Raw genomic sequence first — 13,971 nt, 5'->3', positions numbered from 1 at the left:
CAAAAAATTAGTCAATTATATATTTTTTGAGTTCAAAAAAAAAGTTGCACATCTTAAATACAATTAAAAAAAATGCACAGAAAACAATATAAACACAACAATATCAATACATTACAATAATAACCTAAGTGTTTTTCAGGCAAAAAACATTTGCTTTTGGACACTCATAAAAAGATGCATTGAAAAAATGAAATTTATCTTTCTATTTAAAGAAGCAAATATATGTATTATTTTTCTTACTAAAAAAACACAAATATTAAATTTTAAAAATCAGTTTACAGCTAAAGTGGATGGTTTTTGAAGACTCTAAAATTTAATTTCAAAATCGTATGTTGATATTTTTTTTCTTACATCACCAAAAAAAGACATTAGCTCTTTTCAAGTACAGTCCCAAACTACGACAATCAGAAAATCATCATTACACGTTTTGAAGACAGTGCGGTTTTGAAGAAAAAACCAACGAAATAAAAAATAAAAATCCCGATTTGTAGTCGGGATTTTTTTTATTCTTTAATAAACGTTCTGGTCGCTATTACTTTATTCGATGAAATCTTAATAAAATAGTTTCCTTGTTTCAAATTGGAAACATCTAGTGTTTCTTTCGGATCGGCTATCATCAAAACTAATTGACCCAAGGTGTTGTATATCCTAATTGATGTAATTGAAACTTCGTTTTTTGTTTTGATTCCTAAAATTGAAGAAACTGGATTTGGCGCTAACTCAAAGTGAGTATCAAATTCGAAATCGTTCTGATTCAATGCTTGAATGGAAGTAACCGCAGTGTTTGTAATGATCGGAGCATTATAATCAAAATAAATACTAGCCGAATTAGAAAAAGAATTTCCAACCACCAAATTAGATTTAGTTCTAATTTTAAAGGCTACATAACCATCATTGGTTTCATCAGCAAACGGCAAATTGATGTTTTCAAAAATAAACTCAACGTTGTTTGAATCCATTCTAGTTACAAAAGAATGACTTCCTCCGATTGGAATCAAAGAACTTACATCAAATTTGGATGCATCTATTACATCCTTCACAACTACATTTTCTGCGTTCGCTGTACCTGTGTTTTCAAATCGGATGATATAATGAACGTACTCACCTATTCCATCGGGACCAATTGTAGCACCTTCAAGGCATGTCTTGTCATTAGGATCAAAAGAATTCACAACGGTTTGGTTTAAATTTGAACTATTGTCTGTTGGATATTCATCGGTCAAACCAACAATTTCTGCAGAATAACTTATGACGCTTCCACCATTAAGAGGCGGAGTTTCAACAGGAGAGTTCAAATTAAAAATCACTAAAAACGATCTGGTTTCAAAAGCTGATAAATCGGTAAAATTCCATGTTAATGAACCGCTAGATTGATTGGAAGCAGCTAATGTTGCTCCCAAGAAGTCCATTACATTATCATCATATGCCAAAGTAATAGCTCCTGATTGTACACTATTACCTTTATTTCTATAAGTTACAGAATAATATGCATCAAAACCCGGTCTTGCTTGATTAATAGGCAAAATAATCACTTCCAAATCATTGAGAGTACCAATGGGTGTGATACAAAAATCTTGAATTACATTTTCCGATTGAGGGGTAAAATTAACTACTATATTCGGAGGCGATATCGAGAAATAAGTTGGGTTATTTACTATCGGTGTGATGGTGTATTCTCCTTCAGAAACTGGAATGAAATACTCACCCGATGAATCTGAAATTACTGTTGTACTGATAACTCCATTTGTAACTAAGAACTTCAAATTAGGATAGGAAGTTGCTGAAACTTCGCAACCATTTCCATCTAAATTTACCGTATTTACACCCGAAACTGCATAAAAATCTCCTCCTGGATTGAAAGTACAATAAGCATTAACCACACAATTGAAATACCCTGCATTAGACAACTGACTTTGAATAAACCCATCATTGACTTCTGATTGATCCAAACAAACATAGGTAAGATTGGGTGTAGAATAAGATTCAAAAGGAATAGGACCAGGTGGTGGTGGACAACAAGTAAAAGTAGTCTGTACACCATTCTTTAAATTAATCCAAGTTAGACTTGAGTTGTACCCACAATGAAGCACAGCAACCATGGTTTCTGATAAATCCAATGTACTGAAATTATTATAAGAACACACCAAATAACCCAAATTAGAAAAGTAATTGATACCTGTCATATCAGCAATTTCACTATTGTCAACAAACAAAGAAAAAACAGTTTGTGCTTCGGATACTTGTATTTCACCATCATTATTTACATCAATTTTAATGCTTTGGTTAAAGGAATTTAAGGCAATTGAATTGGTTGTATCAGCTTGTAATAACTTAGCTTTGAAATTGGCATCGGGTATTGTAATTGTTTGTGCAGAAAAGCGTATTGTAAAAAAGCAAACAATTATAAGTAAGTAATTAGTTTTCATAGTATTATTTATTGCCCAAATATATAAAAAAATTGTACTGATGCTTTCTGAAAACAAAATCATATCGTTTCAAGAAAGTTTTCTCATTATCATTTTGCAAAACGAATATTAGTTCTATATTTGCAGACGCAATTTCGATGAAGAAATTCGGGGTGTAGCGTAGCCCGGTTATCGCGCCTGCTTTGGGAGCAGGAGGCCGCAGGTTCGAATCCTGCCACCCCGACCGACAAAAGCTGAACGAGAGTTCAGCTTTTTTTATGCACAAAACTTTCTGAAAGTTTACTTTCAAGAAGTTTTGTGCATAAAAAAAGAGCACTAAAGCGGAGCGGTAGTGCTTTTGTCGAGCAACTTACACTATACAGGATCACGAAATAATTCTGCTTTTGTAATACTAATAATATAAATAACCCAAAATTTACTTTCAAGAAAGTTTTACACATAAAAAAGAGCACTAAAGCGAAGCGGTAGTGCTTTTGTCGAGCAACTTACACTAAATAATATCATAAAGTGATCCCATCTAATCACAAAAAAAAGGTCGACTTTTTTCTATAGATAAAAATCATTTATAACAAAATAGATTTTTTGTCAGCTACTTTACTTTAAATTATTTCAATAAAAACTTACCTTTGCAACACTTAAAAACAAACTAATTATGTCTGATACTATAGAAAAAGTAAAATGCTTAATAATAGGTTCCGGTCCTGCGGGTTATACTGCAGCAATTTATGCAGCTAGAGCCAATATGAATCCGGTTTTATACCAAGGAACACAACCTGGTGGACAATTAACCACAACTAACGAAGTAGAAAATTTTCCGGGTTATCCTGATGGCGTAACCGGACCTGAAATGATGGTACAATTGCAAGCGCAAGCACAACGTTTCGGAACTGATGTACGCGATGGTTGGGCTACTAAAGTAGATTTCTCGGGTGAAATTCACAAAGTGTGGATCAATGATACTAAAGAAATTCACTGCGAAACAGTCATTATTTCAACAGGCGCATCTGCCAAATATTTAGGTTTACCTTCTGAACAACATTATTTACAAATGGGCGGCGGTGTTTCGGCTTGTGCGGTTTGCGACGGATTTTTCTACCGCAACCAAGAAGTAGTAATTGTTGGAGCTGGAGATTCGGCTTGTGAAGAAGCTCACTATTTATCAAAAATGTGTACTAAAGTTACTATGTTGGTGAGAAGCGAACAATTTAGAGCTTCTAAAATCATGGCTGAGCGTGTACAAAAAACGGAGAATATCGAAATTTTATTGAATACCGAAACCGATGAAGTACTGGGCGACGGACAAGTTGTAACAGCTGTTCGCGTAAAAAACAGAGTAACGGGCGAATTGAAAGAAATTCCAGCTACTGGATTCTTTGTGGCCATTGGACACAAACCTAATACTGATATTTTCAAAGACTACTTGACTTTAGACGAAACGGGTTATATCGTGAATGTTCCTGGAACTTCAAAAACTAATGTTCCGGGTGTATTTGTTGGTGGTGATGCCGCTGATCATGTATACCGTCAAGCGATTACTGCTGCTGGAACGGGTTGTATGGCCGCTTTGGACGCCGAGCGCTATTTGGCTAGTAAAGAATAGTTTTTTTGCCACAGATTCAGAGATTTATATTATAAGTCGTTCATTTCTATGAACGACTTTTTTTAATCCTAACAGGCTTTTGAAACCTGTTAGGTTTGAATTCAACATTCTAAAGAAAAAATCAATCTTCTTTTAAAGTGATTACAGCCGTTTTTTCGATGTTGAATTGGCCTTTTTTGAAAATTTCTCCTTCACAGATTTCGATTTCATAACGCCAAACACCTTTGAGCAAGTTGTATAAAGTTTCTTTTCCATTGTCGGAAATAATGAGTTCCTCTTGTAATTCGTTACCTTCATCGTCTTCACTAAACAAGCGCAAAACAATTTTTTGACCCATCTTGTTTTTAAATGTAATTTTTTTAACGTTTGTAGAATTGGCTTCGGGATCCATGTAAGCGGTTTTGACAAAAGCCAAGCCACCCAATAAAATTTCTCCTCCTTTAATTACGCGATCAAGGTCGGATTGTGCATAACAGTGGCACTGCAAAAGTACCATCATTACTAGAACTACTACTTTCATTTTGATTGGTTTTAAGGTTAAGTAGTAATGATTCCATACTTGCTTTATTTTTAAATTAAAACCATAAAATTGAGAAAAAACAAGAGTTGTTATTAGTAAAAAAGGTGAATTCTTTAGTAAGTTATTACTCATTTAACATAAAAAACTACTACGCTTGATAAAATAATTCGACCTGTTTATCGTTTGCTTTAGTACCATTTTAACACCAAACCAACTATGACAGGAAATGATTTTGGCAACAAGCTCAGACAATTGCGCTTGGACAAAGGTTATTCTCAGGAATACATGGCAGAGCTGTTAGAAGTTTCGCAAAAAACCTATTCCAATATCGAAAACAACAAATCGCCCATTTCGGTGGAGCGTTTGTTAAAAGTGATTCAAGAATATCAAATTGATGCAAGCGTTTTTTTGACCGAAAAATCAAAAGCTACAACGTTACAAACCAATACCGAAAATCATAAAAAAAACACGATAACCTTTTTATCGGAAGAATTGATACTCCAACTCAAAGAACGCATTGAGGAATACAAAATGATTGTACACGAAAAAAACAGACGAATTGAGTTTTTAGAAAATCGTTTGAACACATAATATCCTAACAGGTTTCAAAAACCTGTTAGGTATTACTATTGGTCTAATAACTCAAATAGTTTCTAATTTAGCCCCGATTGTAGTGAAAATAAGCTTTGTCAAAGTTGGGAACTTTGACAAAGCTTATTGTAGCGGAAAGCGGGACAAGTGTACTACTGAAACACCTCACTCCTGCTTCTCAAAAAAAAACCGAACATTGCTGCTCGGTTCCTGTATTAATCATTCATTGAGATTAAGAATTCTTCGTTGTTTCGGGTTTTCTTGAAACGATCGTTGATGAAATCCATCGCTTCTACTGGGTTCATATCGGCCAAGTACTTGCGCATGATCCACATACGGTGAATGGTTTTTTCGTCGAGTAACAAATCGTCTCTTCGTGTAGATGACGACGTCAAATCGATGGCTGGGAAAATACGCTTGTTGGCAATTTTTCGATCCAATTGCAACTCCATATTACCTGTTCCTTTGAATTCCTCAAAGATAACTTCGTCCATTTTAGAGCCTGTTTCAGTCAATGCCGTAGCAATGATACTCAATGAACCGCCGTTTTCGATGTTACGCGCCGCTCCGAAGAAACGTTTTGGTTTTTGAAGTGCGTTGGCATCTACACCACCACTCAACACCTTACCAGACGCAGGTTGCACGGTATTGTAAGCACGAGCCAAACGTGTAATCGAATCGAGTAAAATCACTACATCGTGACCGCATTCTACCAAGCGTTTTGCTTTTTCAAGCACAATGTTAGCTACTTTTACGTGACGATCAGCTGGCTCATCAAAGGTAGACGCAATTACTTCACCACGCACACTGCGTTGCATATCGGTTACCTCTTCAGGTCGTTCGTCTATCAACAATACAATTAAATATACTTCTGGATGATTAGCTGCAATGGTATTCGCAATGTCTTTCAACAACATGGTTTTACCCGTTTTGGGTTGCGCCACTATCATTCCGCGTTGACCTTTTCCAATAGGTGAAAACAAATCGATAATACGAGTAGATATGGTTGATTGTCTTCCTGCCAAGTCGAATTTCACTTCGGGGAAAAGCGGAGTTAAATGTTCAAACGACACTCTATCGCGCACTACTTGTGGATCGTGGCCGTTGATTTTTAATACTTTTACTAAAGGGAAGAATTTTTCACCTTCTTTGGGTGGACGTACTACTCCTTTTACGGTATCACCCGTTTTCAATCCGAATAAACGAATTTGAGAAGTGGATAAATAAATATCATCGGGAGAAGCTAAGTAATTATAGTCGGAAGAACGCAAGAAACCATAACCATCAGGCATCATTTCGAGTACACCTTCACTTTCTATGATTCCGTCGAATTCGTAATCGGCATCGCGGAAATTAGGATTCTTTTTATTTTTGAAATTGGGGTTTTGGTTGCCGTTACCGTTGCCATTTCCGTTTCCGTTATTTTGTTTGAACTTTGGGTTTTGATTCGGATTTTGAGGCTTATCTTCTAAACCTTCTTGCGGTTCTTGTACTTCGGAAGTAGTTTCAGCAGGAATTTCTTCGTTGGTGATTTCTTGAGGTTTTGGAGCTTCTTCTTTAGTAGCTTTGAATTTCTCTTTCTTCTTGAATTTTGGATTCTTGAACGACTTTTCTTCCGTTGGTTTTTCCTCTTGAACTTCGGCTACTGTCTCGGGCTTTTCACTCGAAAACAAATCTTGTGAAGAATCTGATTTAACTTTAGCATCGGGTTTTATTCGGGCTCTTTTAGTTTTTTCTTCTTTGGACGCAGGTGCACTTGGAGTATCGTTAGCTGCCGAAGCGGCTTGATGATCCAAAATCATTTCGATTAACTTTTCCTTTTTTACACCAGCAAATTTTATGATTTTTGCCAATTTGGCAATTTCTTGAAGCTCGGGAAGCTTCATTCCTTTTAGTACAGAACTATCAAACATGAATGTTTAAATGATTTTAAATGATTTGAAAACAATATAAATACGTGGTAAATTATCTTGATGAAGTATCCGCTGTTTATGAAGTCGTTACGGATTTATACTGCAATAATACAACTTTTTTTTTAGTATGCAAATAGTTTTATATAAAAAGAAATTCTATTTTTGTGGCACAATTTTTAGAAAATGATTCAACGAATTCAAACAGTATATTTAATTCTTGCCGTTATTGTAAGCGGAGTTCTCCCTTTTGTTTTTCCATTATGGAAAGAAAATGGTAAAGAATTTTATTTCATGCAGAGTTTAGTGTACAACGCCTTATTTGGTTTGAGTGCGGTTTTGTCGTTGATTAGTATTATTTCTTACAAAAAGAGACAACATCAATTTGTGTTAGGCAGATTGAACATCATATTAAATTTAATTTTATTAGGATTATTTGTATATCGTTCGCTAAATTTATCTGGAGGAACTGCGTTAGTTTCTGAGAAAGGTATTGGGATGTTTCTACCTATTATTTCTATCGTTATGCTGGTTTTGGCCAACAAAGCCATCAAAAAGGATGAAGATCTCGTAAAATCTGTGGATCGATTGAGGTAAACCTATAAACTTAGTTTATTAGTGCGTAAGAATCCGTTTCATTCAGTTGAGACGGATTTTTTTTGTTCGTTCGCTCACTTTTTTGGAACGCGGATGATATTGTTAAGATTATATGACTGTAAGATTGTAAGACTTTAAGATTGTAAGACAATTATATTTTAGTCATTTATTTTGTCTAAGAGCGAAGCGATCTAAAGCCGAAGGCGTATCCAAAAATCTAAAGCGAAGCGTGTCTAAAAATCCAAAGCGAAGCGTGTCTATTTTTTCCCTATCTCAATCACTTCCAAACTCTGAATTTTGTCGCCGTCTATTTCAAATCGCAACATCGTGCGTACTTGATGGAAACCATGAATACCACATGCACCGGGATTCATGTGCAACAAATTCAATTCCTTATCAAATTGTACTTTTAATATGTGTGAATGACCGCAAATGAACAATTTCGGTGGATGTTGCTTGATTTCACTTCGTATCATTTGATTGTATTTCCCGGGATAACCGCCGATGTGCGTAATCCAGACATCAACGCCTTCACACATAAAACGATTATTCAATGGAAATTCCATTCGTGCTTTATCATCATCAATGTTGCCATAAACCGCACGTAGTGGTTTAATTTTTTTAATGGTATCCGTTACAACCAAATCGCCAATATCACCCGCATGCCAAACTTCATCAGCTTGACGAACGTACTTCAAAATAGTATCATCAATATGACTGTGCGTATCGGAAAGAAGAAGGATTTTTTTCATTTAGGGCAAAGTTGCAGAGTTTCAAAGCTCCAAAGTTACAAAGTAAATACTTTAGATGTATCTTAGGAAAACTTTAGATTTTCCCTACCAAAAAACTTTGTAACTTCGCAACTTTGAAACTTTCGAACTTCAACATTGAGATACTTCATCGAATTAGCATACAAAGGAACAAACTACCACGGTTGGCAATACCAACCCGATGCTGCTTCCGTACAAGAAACTTTAGAAAAAGCACTTAGTGTATTATTGCGAACACCAATTGAAATTGTTGGCGCTGGTCGCACCGATGCTGGTGTTCATGCTGCACAGATGTTCGCTCATTTTGATTGTGAAGTACTATTTGAAATACCAACTTTAGTTCACAAACTCAACTCGTATTTACCCAAAGACATCGCCATTTTTAATATTCATAAAGTCCATGATGATGCTCATGCCCGATTTGATGCTACCAAACGTACTTACGAATACCACATTCACACTTTTAAAAATGCTTTTGAATGTGACGATTCGTGGTATTATGGTTTGCCTTTGAACATAGACAGAATGAATGAGGCTTGTAAAATCCTGTTCAATCACATTGATTTTGAATGTTTTTCAAAAGTAAACACCGACGTCAATACCTTTAATTGTAAAATTCACGAAGCGCATTGGCAACAAAACAATGACAAATTAGTTTTTACTATAGCAGCCGATCGTTTTTTGCGCAATATGGTACGCGCCATCGTTGGAACCATGATTAATATTGGTTTAGAGAAAATATCATTGGAAGATTTCACCCAAATTATCGAAAGTAAAGACCGCAACAAAGCCGGTTTTTCGGTTCCAGCTCACGGATTGTATCTTACGAAAGTGGAATATGAATATATTTGAGAAGTATGAAATACGAAGTGGGAAGTATGAAAATAGATGGCAGAACGCAGAAGGCAGAATTTAGAACATAGAAAATAGATTTTTTAAATTTTACCAATTTCTTAAATCTATTTTTGAAAACATAAATAAGCAAGTTAAAGTAAAAACTTTGAGCACCTTGCGAAAAAACCTAACGTCTTTGTGGTTAAAAAATGAGCAAAGCGAATTAAAAAATGAAAGCAAAAGCATTCGACACTAAATTATTCAGTAAAATTCTACTCTACACCAAACCTTATAAAAAAAGGTTCTATGGTGTAATCTTATTTGCTGTACTATTGGCGGTATTTGCTGCAGTTCGACCTTTGCTTTTGGCCGATGCTGTTGACGAGTACATCAAACCCAAAAACCATTTTGGTTTAGTTCAGTACATTCTCATAATGGGATTGACGTTACTTTTCGAAGTGTTTTCCCAATTCTATTTTGTGTATTGGGCCAATTGGCTCGGACAAGACATCATCAAAGACATTCGAATTAAGCTGTTCCAACACATGCTCAACTTCCGCATGAAGTATTTCGATAACGCACCCGTTGGTCAACTTGTTACGCGTTCGGTTTCCGACATCGAGCAAATTGCCAAAATCTTCAGCCAAGGCTTGTTCATGATCATCAGTGATTTAATGAAAATGGCCGCATGTCTTGTTATTATGTTTTATATGAACTGGAAGTTGTCGTTTATTGTGGTGGCAGCGATGCCAATTCTCATCTACATTACACGCGTTTTTCAGAAAAAAATGCAAATCGCTTTCGAGGAAGTCCGCAGTCAAGTGGCCAACCTCAACACTTTTGTACAAGAGCGACTCACCGGAATGAAAATCGTGCAACTCTTCAACCGCGAGCAAATCGAACACCAAAAGTTCATCGACATCAACGAAAAACACAACAAAGCGTGGCTCAAAACCATTTTATACAACTCCATTTTCTTTCCCATTGCCGATATTATTTCGTCGATAACATTAGGATTAGTAATTTTTAATGGCGGAATTCACATCATCAATGGCGATAGTTTTACAACTCAAGGCCAAATGACGGCGTATATTATGTTTATTGGATTTCTATTCAGTCCATTGCGTCAAATTGCCGATAAATTCAATGAGATGCAAATGGGAATGATTTCGGCCAACCGCGTATTCGATATCATCGAAACTCAGGAAGACGTTCAGCAAAACGGAACTATTCCAGCTCATCATTTCAAAGGTGATATACGTTTTGAAAACGTTCGATTCAGTTATTTAAAAGGAGAAGAAGTACTCAAGGGAATTAATCTTGATGTCAAATCCGGACAAACGATTGCCATTGTGGGTTCTACTGGCGCAGGAAAATCAACCATCATCAACTTGCTCAATCGTTTTTACGAAATTGATTCAGGTGAAATTTACATCGACAATCACAACATCAACGATTTCGAGCTCCAAAGCCTACGCCGACAAATTGCTGTTGTTTTACAAGATGTTTTCCTTTTTGCTGATACTATTTTTCACAATATCACACTGCACAATCCTGCAATTTCTAGAGAAGATGTTATTACAGCAGCTCAAAAAATTGGCGTACACGATTTCATTATGAGTTTGCCCGATGGTTACGATTACGATGTGAAAGAACGAGGCGTAATGTTGTCTTCGGGTCAACGTCAACTTATTGCATTTTTGCGTGCCTACGTTTGTAATCCTAGTATTTTAATCTTAGATGAAGCGACTTCATCGATTGATACGTATAGTGAAGAATTAATCCAAAACGCTACTCAAACCATCACCAAAGGTCGAACTTCGATAGTCATCGCACATCGCTTGGCTACCATTATCAATGCAGATACAATTATTGTAATGGACAAAGGTCAAATCGTTGAGCAAGGCAATCATACTGAATTACTCAATAAAGCAGAAGGTTATTACAAAAACTTATACGAATCACAGTTTACAGTCGATAGTGAAAACGTCTAAAATGAGTTCATGACTGGATTATTCGAGCTCAAATTGTAGAAATTTTAAAATTTTCTCCAATCTGAGTCTCCTTTTTTAAAAAAACAATGTATCTATGTAGTCCAAAAATACTAACAAAATGACATTCTCTCTCGCAATTTCCAATCATCGCACACCATTAAAAAACAATACTTGGCTTAAAATTTTCATCGGATTCTTTCTCGCTTGTTGGATCAATTCCTACATCGGGAACACCGACACTGCCAACTGGTTTCTGGAAAATACGTTGGTATTTCTGTTCCTCGGTTTTATCATTTTTACTTACAAAAAATTTCAATTCAGCGATTTAAGTTACTTACTCATCTGCGTTTATTTATGTCTGCACGTTTACGGTTCTAAATACACATATGCCGAAAATCCGTTTGGCTATTGGCTTAAAGATTACCTCGATTTATCGCGCAATCATTACGATCGTATTGTGCATTTTAGCTTCGGATTCCTACTTGCCTATCCGATGCGCGAAATGTTTTTGAAATGGTTGAAATTTCCGTCGTGGGTAGCGTGGACATTACCCATCGAAATCACACTTTCCATCAGCGGTTTCTACGAACTCATCGAATGGGCTGTGGCTGATATTTTCTTCAAAGCCCAAGGCGATGCGTATCTGGGAACACAAGGAGACATTTGGGATGCTCAAAAAGATATTTTCTTAGCCTTTTCAGGCGCAATAATTGCCACAACAATTGTAACGTTAATTAAGAAATTAATCCATACAAAGTAAGTCATTACGAGCGAAGCGAAGCAATCAGAAGCCATTCCTGCTTTTCGCTCCACGTTTTGGCACTCCAAACTATTTTATTGGCGCCAAAAAGCGCTTCCGTTGGTCGCGTTTTTAGCACCATAAAATTACGTTTTCCGTTACCAAAAGCGTTCCGCTGCAATCAGGGCTAGAATTGAGTAATTCTAAAAACACGAATAATACTATTACCTTTTGAATTGCATTTACACTTACTTTAACTTTAAGAGATATGAATAATTTGTGATAATCCGTGTAATTGTGTTAAATTTTGCTTCAATAAACTTCTAATTACAACAATCATTTTTCAAAATATTTCCGTAAATTTGCAACTTCAAATTAATATAGAAAATCTTTTTTATGAAATGAGCTTTAGCGAATTCCATTTTTACCTTTAAAAAAAAAATTATTAAAAAATGAAATACGATATTATTGTTTTAGGAAGTGGTCCAGGCGGTTATGTTACTGCTATTCGTGCCTCACAATTGGGCTTTAAAGTAGCCGTTATTGAAAAAGAAAGCTTAGGCGGAATTTGCTTGAATTGGGGTTGTATCCCAACCAAAGCATTGTTAAAATCAGCCCAAGTTTTTGATTACCTAAAACATGCTTCCGATTATGGGTTGACTGTAAAAGAATTCGACAAAGACTTTAGCGCAGTAGTAAAACGTTCACGCGATGTAGCTGACGGAATGAGTAAAGGTGTTCAATTCTTAATGAAAAAAAATAAAATTGATGTGATTGATGGTTTTGGTAAAATCAAACCAGGCAAAAAAGTTGACGTTACTGCAGCCGACGGAAAAGTAACCGAATATTCAGCTGATCACATCATCATTGCAACAGGCGCACGTTCACGTGAATTGCCTAATCTTCCGCAAGATGGCGTAAAAGTAATTGGTTACCGCCAAGCAATGACGTTACCAACACAACCTAAAAAAATGATTGTAGTGGGTTCGGGTGCTATTGGTGTTGAGTTTGCGCATTTTTACAATTCAATGGGAACTGAAGTGACTATTGTTGAATTCATGCCGAACATTGTTCCAGTTGAAGACGAAGACATCTCCAAACAAATGGAACGCTCCATGAAAAAAGCAGGTGTGAACATCATGACGAATTCATCAGTAGAAAAAATTGACACTTCTGGAAACGGTGTAAAAGCCTATGTAAAAACCGCAAAAGGTGAAGAAGTTTTGGAAGCCGATATTTTATTATCAGCGGTTGGAATCAAAACCAACATCGAAAACATCGGTTTGGAAGAAGTTGGAATTGCAACAGACAAAGACAAGATTTTGGTGAACGCTTACAACCAAACTAATGTTCCTGGTTACTACGCTATTGGCGATGTAACTCCGGGGCAAGCTTTGGCTCACGTGGCTTCTGCGGAAGGAATTAACTGTGTAGAAAAAATTGCTGGTTTGCATGTTGAACCAATCGATTACGGAAATATTCCAGGTTGTACCTACGCTACTCCAGAAATCGCTTCAGTTGGTTTGACTGAAAAAGCAGCAAAAGAAAAAGGATACGAATTGAAAATTGGTAAATTCCCTTTCACAGCCTCTGGAAAAGCAAAAGCAGCTGGAACTCCAGACGGATTTGTTAAAGTAATTTTTGATGCCAAATACGGCGAATGGTTGGGTTGTCACATGATTGGCGCTGGCGTAACCGATATGATTGCTGAAGCTGTTGTGGCTCGTAAATTAGAAACTACTGGTCACGAAATCTTAAAAGCAGTTCACCCACATCCAACGATGAGCGAAGCAGTTATGGAAGCCGTAGCTGATGCGTACGGAGAAGTAATTCATTTATAATTTCTAGATTCTAAGATTTTTAGATTACAAGACTATAAGATTAATCCGTTTGGTGAAAACTAAACGGATTTTTTGTTTAACAACCTCTAACATACTGCAAAACAACTGGATAACTTAAGTTGTTTTCCTACAAAACAATAAAAAATTTG

11 protein-coding genes and 1 tRNA gene are annotated in these 13,971 nt (G+C 36.1%); 8 read left to right on the top strand and 4 right to left on the bottom strand.

What is annotated here, in order from left to right; translation table 11 throughout:
• Positions 1-503: 503 nt before the first annotated feature.
• The gene (locus VK161_RS00595; protein ID WP_324212800.1) at positions 504-2,426 is read right to left on the bottom strand and encodes a T9SS type A sorting domain-containing protein; all 1,923 of its coding nucleotides are present in this window, start codon (positions 2,424-2,426) and stop codon (positions 504-506) included.
• Between the two features lie 148 nt (positions 2,427-2,574).
• Here VK161_RS00595 and VK161_RS00590 point away from each other — a divergent pair.
• Both VK161_RS00590 and trxB read left to right on the top strand, forming a co-directional pair.
• Positions 2,575-2,649 (top strand) — tRNA-Pro (locus tag VK161_RS00590).
• A 429-nt stretch (positions 2,650-3,078) separates the two neighbouring features.
• On the top strand, positions 3,079-4,026 hold the full coding sequence (gene trxB / locus VK161_RS00585; RefSeq protein ID WP_324212799.1) for a thioredoxin-disulfide reductase: 948 nt from the start codon (positions 3,079-3,081) through the stop codon (positions 4,024-4,026).
• Between the two features lie 121 nt (positions 4,027-4,147).
• Here trxB and VK161_RS00580 read toward each other — a convergent pair whose 3' ends face one another.
• Positions 4,148-4,546 carry a hypothetical protein gene (locus VK161_RS00580; RefSeq protein ID WP_324212798.1) on the bottom strand — a complete coding sequence of 133 codons (399 nt, stop codon included), beginning with the start codon at positions 4,544-4,546 and terminating at the stop codon, positions 4,148-4,150.
• A 216-nt stretch (positions 4,547-4,762) separates the two neighbouring features.
• On the opposite strand from VK161_RS00580, the gene VK161_RS00575 reads away from it, so the two are divergent.
• Positions 4,763-5,137, top strand: a complete 375-nt coding sequence (locus tag VK161_RS00575) for a helix-turn-helix transcriptional regulator (RefSeq protein ID WP_324212797.1) — start codon at positions 4,763-4,765, stop codon at positions 5,135-5,137.
• Positions 5,138-5,352: 215 nt separating this feature from the next.
• Here the strand turns inward: VK161_RS00575 and rho are convergent, their stop codons facing one another.
• On the bottom strand, positions 5,353-7,050 hold the full coding sequence (rho, locus tag VK161_RS00570; RefSeq protein WP_324212796.1) for a transcription termination factor Rho: 1,698 nt from the start codon (positions 7,048-7,050) through the stop codon (positions 5,353-5,355).
• 183 nt (positions 7,051-7,233) lie between these two features.
• Here rho and VK161_RS00565 point away from each other — a divergent pair, with 183 nt between their 5' ends.
• Positions 7,234-7,644: a DUF4293 domain-containing protein gene (locus VK161_RS00565; protein WP_324212795.1), complete on the top strand. Its 411-nt coding sequence runs from the start codon at positions 7,234-7,236 to the stop codon at positions 7,642-7,644.
• A gap of 257 nt (positions 7,645-7,901) precedes the next feature.
• Here the strand turns inward: VK161_RS00565 and VK161_RS00560 are convergent, their stop codons facing one another.
• Positions 7,902-8,396, bottom strand: coding sequence for a metallophosphoesterase family protein (locus VK161_RS00560; protein ID WP_324212794.1), 495 nt, complete (start codon positions 8,394-8,396; stop codon positions 7,902-7,904).
• Positions 8,397-8,531: 135 nt separating this feature from the next.
• Between VK161_RS00560 and truA the strand changes: the two genes are divergently transcribed.
• From truA to lpdA, 4 genes are all read left to right on the top strand, one after another.
• Positions 8,532-9,266, top strand: a complete 735-nt coding sequence (truA, locus tag VK161_RS00555) for a tRNA pseudouridine(38-40) synthase TruA (protein ID WP_324212793.1) — start codon at positions 8,532-8,534, stop codon at positions 9,264-9,266.
• A gap of 212 nt (positions 9,267-9,478) precedes the next feature.
• Positions 9,479-11,242 (top strand): ABC transporter ATP-binding protein, encoded by a 1,764-nt coding sequence (locus VK161_RS00550; protein WP_324212792.1) that lies wholly within the window; start codon positions 9,479-9,481, stop codon positions 11,240-11,242.
• Positions 11,243-11,360: 118 nt separating this feature from the next.
• A complete protein-coding gene (locus VK161_RS00545) occupies positions 11,361-12,002 on the top strand; it encodes a DUF2238 domain-containing protein (protein ID WP_324212791.1) in 642 nt (213 codons plus the stop codon).
• Between the two features lie 431 nt (positions 12,003-12,433).
• The gene (gene lpdA, locus VK161_RS00540) at positions 12,434-13,822 is read left to right on the top strand and encodes a dihydrolipoyl dehydrogenase (protein WP_324212790.1); all 1,389 of its coding nucleotides are present in this window, start codon (positions 12,434-12,436) and stop codon (positions 13,820-13,822) included.
• Positions 13,823-13,971: the final 149 nt, after the last annotated feature.

Source organism: Flavobacterium sp. (assembly GCF_035299245.1).
Classification (GTDB): Bacteria; Bacteroidota; Bacteroidia; order Flavobacteriales; family Flavobacteriaceae; genus Flavobacterium.
The sequence above is the reverse complement of the archived record's forward strand: the minus strand, read 5'-3'. Positions and strand labels throughout refer to the sequence as shown.

Excerpts from the sequence above, each read along its gene's own strand:
- trxB (WP_324212799.1), top strand. The coding sequence starts at position 3,079 with ATGTCTGATACTATAGAAAAAGTAAAATGCTTAATAATAGGTTCCGGT.
- VK161_RS00560 (WP_324212794.1), bottom strand. The coding sequence starts at position 8,396 with ATGAAAAAAATCCTTCTTCTTTCCGATACGCACAGTCATATTGATGAT.
- VK161_RS00550 (WP_324212792.1), top strand. The coding sequence starts at position 9,479 with ATGAAAGCAAAAGCATTCGACACTAAATTATTCAGTAAAATTCTACTC.
- lpdA (WP_324212790.1), top strand. The coding sequence starts at position 12,434 with ATGAAATACGATATTATTGTTTTAGGAAGTGGTCCAGGCGGTTATGTT.
- VK161_RS00575 (WP_324212797.1), top strand. The coding sequence starts at position 4,763 with ATGACAGGAAATGATTTTGGCAACAAGCTCAGACAATTGCGCTTGGAC.
- rho (WP_324212796.1), bottom strand. The coding sequence starts at position 7,050 with ATGTTTGATAGTTCTGTACTAAAAGGAATGAAGCTTCCCGAGCTTCAA.
- VK161_RS00595 (WP_324212800.1), bottom strand. The coding sequence starts at position 2,426 with ATGAAAACTAATTACTTACTTATAATTGTTTGCTTTTTTACAATACGC.
- VK161_RS00580 (WP_324212798.1), bottom strand. The coding sequence starts at position 4,546 with ATGAAAGTAGTAGTTCTAGTAATGATGGTACTTTTGCAGTGCCACTGT.
- VK161_RS00545 (WP_324212791.1), top strand. The coding sequence starts at position 11,361 with ATGACATTCTCTCTCGCAATTTCCAATCATCGCACACCATTAAAAAAC.
- VK161_RS00565 (WP_324212795.1), top strand. The coding sequence starts at position 7,234 with ATGATTCAACGAATTCAAACAGTATATTTAATTCTTGCCGTTATTGTA.